Raw genomic sequence first — 3,098 nt, forward strand, 5'->3', positions numbered from 1 at the left:
AACCTCGCAGTCGCCCGGTGACAGACGATCTACACTCATGACAGCCGCGCCCCACATGCACGAGCACGAACACGCTCGGTCACGCCACCCAACCTGAGCAGCACCAAATCGTTGGCGGATTCTCAATGACCGCGGGAGCAAGCCCGGGGGCGAACAACACGTTGCCGGTCAGGTCCCCGTGAATGAGCTGGGGCTGCTCACCAGGCGGTGAGACAAGCAGCGCGCTCAGTTCCATGTACGGAGTGTGGAAACCGGCGATCAAGTCTGGTCCGCGCTCCTGCCACGCGACCTTGCTGCCGGTCTCCCACCAGTTGGAACGGCGGTCCAGAAAATCCGGACGCGGAAGGCCGGCCAACACCCGGTGGAACGCACGACCGGCTGCGATGATCTCAAGCCAGCGCGGTGCGGCGCCGTGGTCGGGCTCGGCACCGGGAACGTAACGCGACGCGGTCCAGCCATGATAAATCCATGCGCCGTCGGCAGTGTGAAGGGGACGGCTGATACGGAACCCCTCCTCGGGGATGCAGGCCATCGTGCGGGCCAACCACTCAGCGGCCTGCAGATCGCCATCGGCCGGCTTGAGCACGACATCGCCGACCCGAACGCTCCGGCCTTCGCCGCCGGCAAGCACGACAGGCGACCCTGCGAGTTCGAACGCATCGAGGACATCACGCCCCGGAACAGTCACCAGCAACCCTCACCCTCGAGATCATGCACCACGCCAGGCTAATCGCGACGCCACTTGCCAGGCCACCCGATTATCGCGCGACGGTCCGTGGACATGGTGCTCGCCAGGCCCACTGCGCCGAGACACACCGCTAAACCGACGGCGTCGCCATCCAGTACGTCGACCCGCAGGCGGCGTACGTCGGGCACAGGCTGTGCGACACGGACGACGCGTGGATTCTGCCCATCACCATCAGTAACACCTCGGGCAGCTTCCACCCGAACTCCGACGGGCAGGAGGAACTCGCCGAGCTGGTGAATCAGTGCCTGGCGGGCACGCTCACCTGTTGAGTCCTGTGAGGTGAAACGGATGTTGCGCTCAGTTGTCCGGTCTTTCGGCGCCGTGTTGTTCGCGAGGCGGCAGATCGACCTGTCGCGGTGGACCGGCCGGAGCGAGTTCGTGGATGTTCGCGGTGCCATCGTGACGTGGCTGGATGCTTTCTTGGTGGCGATGGAGCGGGACTGTGCGTGGTTGTGCCGGGTCGGCGCCGACGTGGCGGACGAGTGCCGGGCCGAGGTCCGCTCGTCGTTCGAGCTCTCCTTCGGTGCGCCGCGCAGGCGTGCGACTGCGGGATGCAGGCGCAGCGTGATTGCTGTCTATGGGTTCGATGGTGATCTGGCTGCCCGGTTGACCGAGTTCGCGCGGGTGCTGTCGGATCTGGGCTGGGTCGGGGCCGAGTTGGGGGTGACGCAGGGGCTGCTGGGTTCCAGGAGTTCGGGATCGCTGCACTGGCGGCTGGCCCCCGCGTTCGCTCCGCCGCCGACCGTGGCCGCGCTCCCGCCCTGGGGCAATCGCATGCTGGATCCGAGATTGGGGGTGCGGTGGTGTGGCCGCGGTGAGGAGATGCGGTTGCGGCGCGACGCGTTGTGGACGCGAGGGGAGAGTTGGAACCAGAGTCGGAACCACCTCCGTCTGGAATCCTGCGGGACCGAGTTCTGGAGCTTGCCCGACCGGGCGCTGGAACGGTCGGAGTACGCGCTGGCCGTGATCCTCGAGGTCGGCTACTACGCGAATCCGGCCGCGCTGGAGAAGCCGCATCGTTTGCCGCGGCATCTGCTGCCGAGTCGGCGGACCGGTTGGTAGGAGTGAAAAACTGACTCTGGCGATGATCACGTGACGTGTGCTGGTCGGCGTGTCGTGCGAGGAGTTGCGGTGGATTCGGGCATTGTTTCTCCCACCACTTCGCCTTGCGCTGCTGTTGGTATGTGAGTTGGTCGTGCCAGGCGCATAGGGGCCGGTGACTGGTAGCCGATCGCTGGCCGGCAAAAGCGTGGTCCCGCTGACCTGAGCCTACAGCGGGACTTTGTGGTTGGAGGCTAGGCGGCCAACCGCCGTCAGGATGTCTGAGGCGTCGTCGTCGGCGCTTGTCTGCTCGTTCCCGTAGTCCTCGGCCCACTGCGACTTCTGGAGTGCTCCGGTCATGATCGCGGGCTGTCCGGCGCGGGAGATCCGCAGGCCCCGAGGAGTTGCGGTCACACCTGTGATCTCCGCGAGCGGCACGGTGTAGGCGGCTCCCCTTGGCACGGCGGCGCTTCCGCGCCGCGGCATCAGTCGGTATTCGAACATCAAGCTGAGTATCGACGAACGTCCGGCCGATTGCGGTCACGTCTCGGTCCGATCGCGCCGAATGCCATACCCCGCCCGCAGCTCGATCCCTGATCGCTCCGGCTCTGGTGTCCGCAAGCGCGGATCCACGTGGCCATCTACAGGGATTCCTGATGATCAACCTGTCCGCCTGCAAGGACCGTGCCGTGCCGCTGACACGCGAGCATCACCGCAAGCACTCGCCTGGTGCACTCCACCAGTCCGCTCCATCGTCCCCCACGACTTCGCGTGCGCGCGTGGCTAGGCGTGATCTCCCAGGTCGTACGTGCCGACGAGGCCCACTCGGTCCAGCCCGGCGCGTGCTCGTGGAGCGCGATCAGCCGGTGACCGCCAGGACGCCTCAGCGCACGAGAGCGGCGAACAGGAACTGGCCTATCCCGAAGACGAAGCACCAGATGCCGAACGCGCGATACGCCCAGCTCGGCAGCTTCCGGTGTAAGGCGCCGTCGAAACGGCGCTCCTCAAACCGGCGACGCGTCTCGGTGGCGAAGCCACGAATATCCCAGTAGAACCCGGCCCCAGGGCCAGACAGGCGACCAGCAGGATCGACGGACCGAACACAAGCCCCCCAGCGAGAACACAGCACTGAAAACAACAGGTAGACGGCGCAGCGTACCAAGGCGGCCACCGACACCGCCCCCCTCTCTGACAGCCTCGGCTGAGACACCCGGTTTATCGGGTTAGTCTAGATGGGCGAGACAGGAGCACCCCCGGCATGGCCAGCACGACCGATCACGAGCACGACCCGGCGCCGCGCCCGAAGCGT

General features: G+C 66.3%; 4 protein-coding genes. 1 reads left to right on the plus strand and 3 read right to left on the minus strand.

The features are described 5' to 3' along the window. Positions 1–79 precede the first annotated feature (79 nt). A complete protein-coding gene (locus tag KDL01_RS40045; RefSeq protein ID WP_212533951.1) occupies positions 80–688 on the minus strand; it encodes a phosphotransferase in 609 nt (202 codons plus the stop codon). 348 nt (positions 689–1,036) lie between these two features. Between KDL01_RS40045 and KDL01_RS40050 the strand changes: the two genes are divergently transcribed. Beyond that, entirely contained in the window at positions 1,037–1,810 is a 774-nt protein-coding gene (locus KDL01_RS40050; protein WP_212533952.1) for a hypothetical protein, read from the plus strand. Between the two features lie 207 nt (positions 1,811–2,017). On the opposite strand, the gene KDL01_RS40055 is transcribed toward KDL01_RS40050, so the two are convergent. After that, positions 2,018–2,293, minus strand: coding sequence for a hypothetical protein (locus KDL01_RS40055; protein ID WP_212533953.1), 276 nt, complete (start codon positions 2,291–2,293; stop codon positions 2,018–2,020). A gap of 379 nt (positions 2,294–2,672) precedes the next feature. Further along, on the minus strand, positions 2,673–2,966 hold the full coding sequence (locus tag KDL01_RS40060; RefSeq protein ID WP_212533954.1) for a hypothetical protein: 294 nt from the start codon (positions 2,964–2,966) through the stop codon (positions 2,673–2,675). Positions 2,967–3,098 lie beyond the last annotated feature (132 nt).

It is taken from the genome of Actinospica durhamensis (genome assembly GCF_018139695.1).
GTDB lineage: Bacteria > Actinomycetota > Actinomycetes > Streptomycetales > Catenulisporaceae > Actinospica > Actinospica durhamensis.

Bases quoted from the DNA above. Each gene is read 5' to 3' on its own strand.
- KDL01_RS40050 (WP_212533952.1), top strand. From the start codon at position 1,037: ATGTTGCGCTCAGTTGTCCGGTCTTTCGGCGCCGTGTTGTTCGCGAGG.
- KDL01_RS40055 (WP_212533953.1), bottom strand. From the start codon at position 2,293: ATGTTCGAATACCGACTGATGCCGCGGCGCGGAAGCGCCGCCGTGCCA.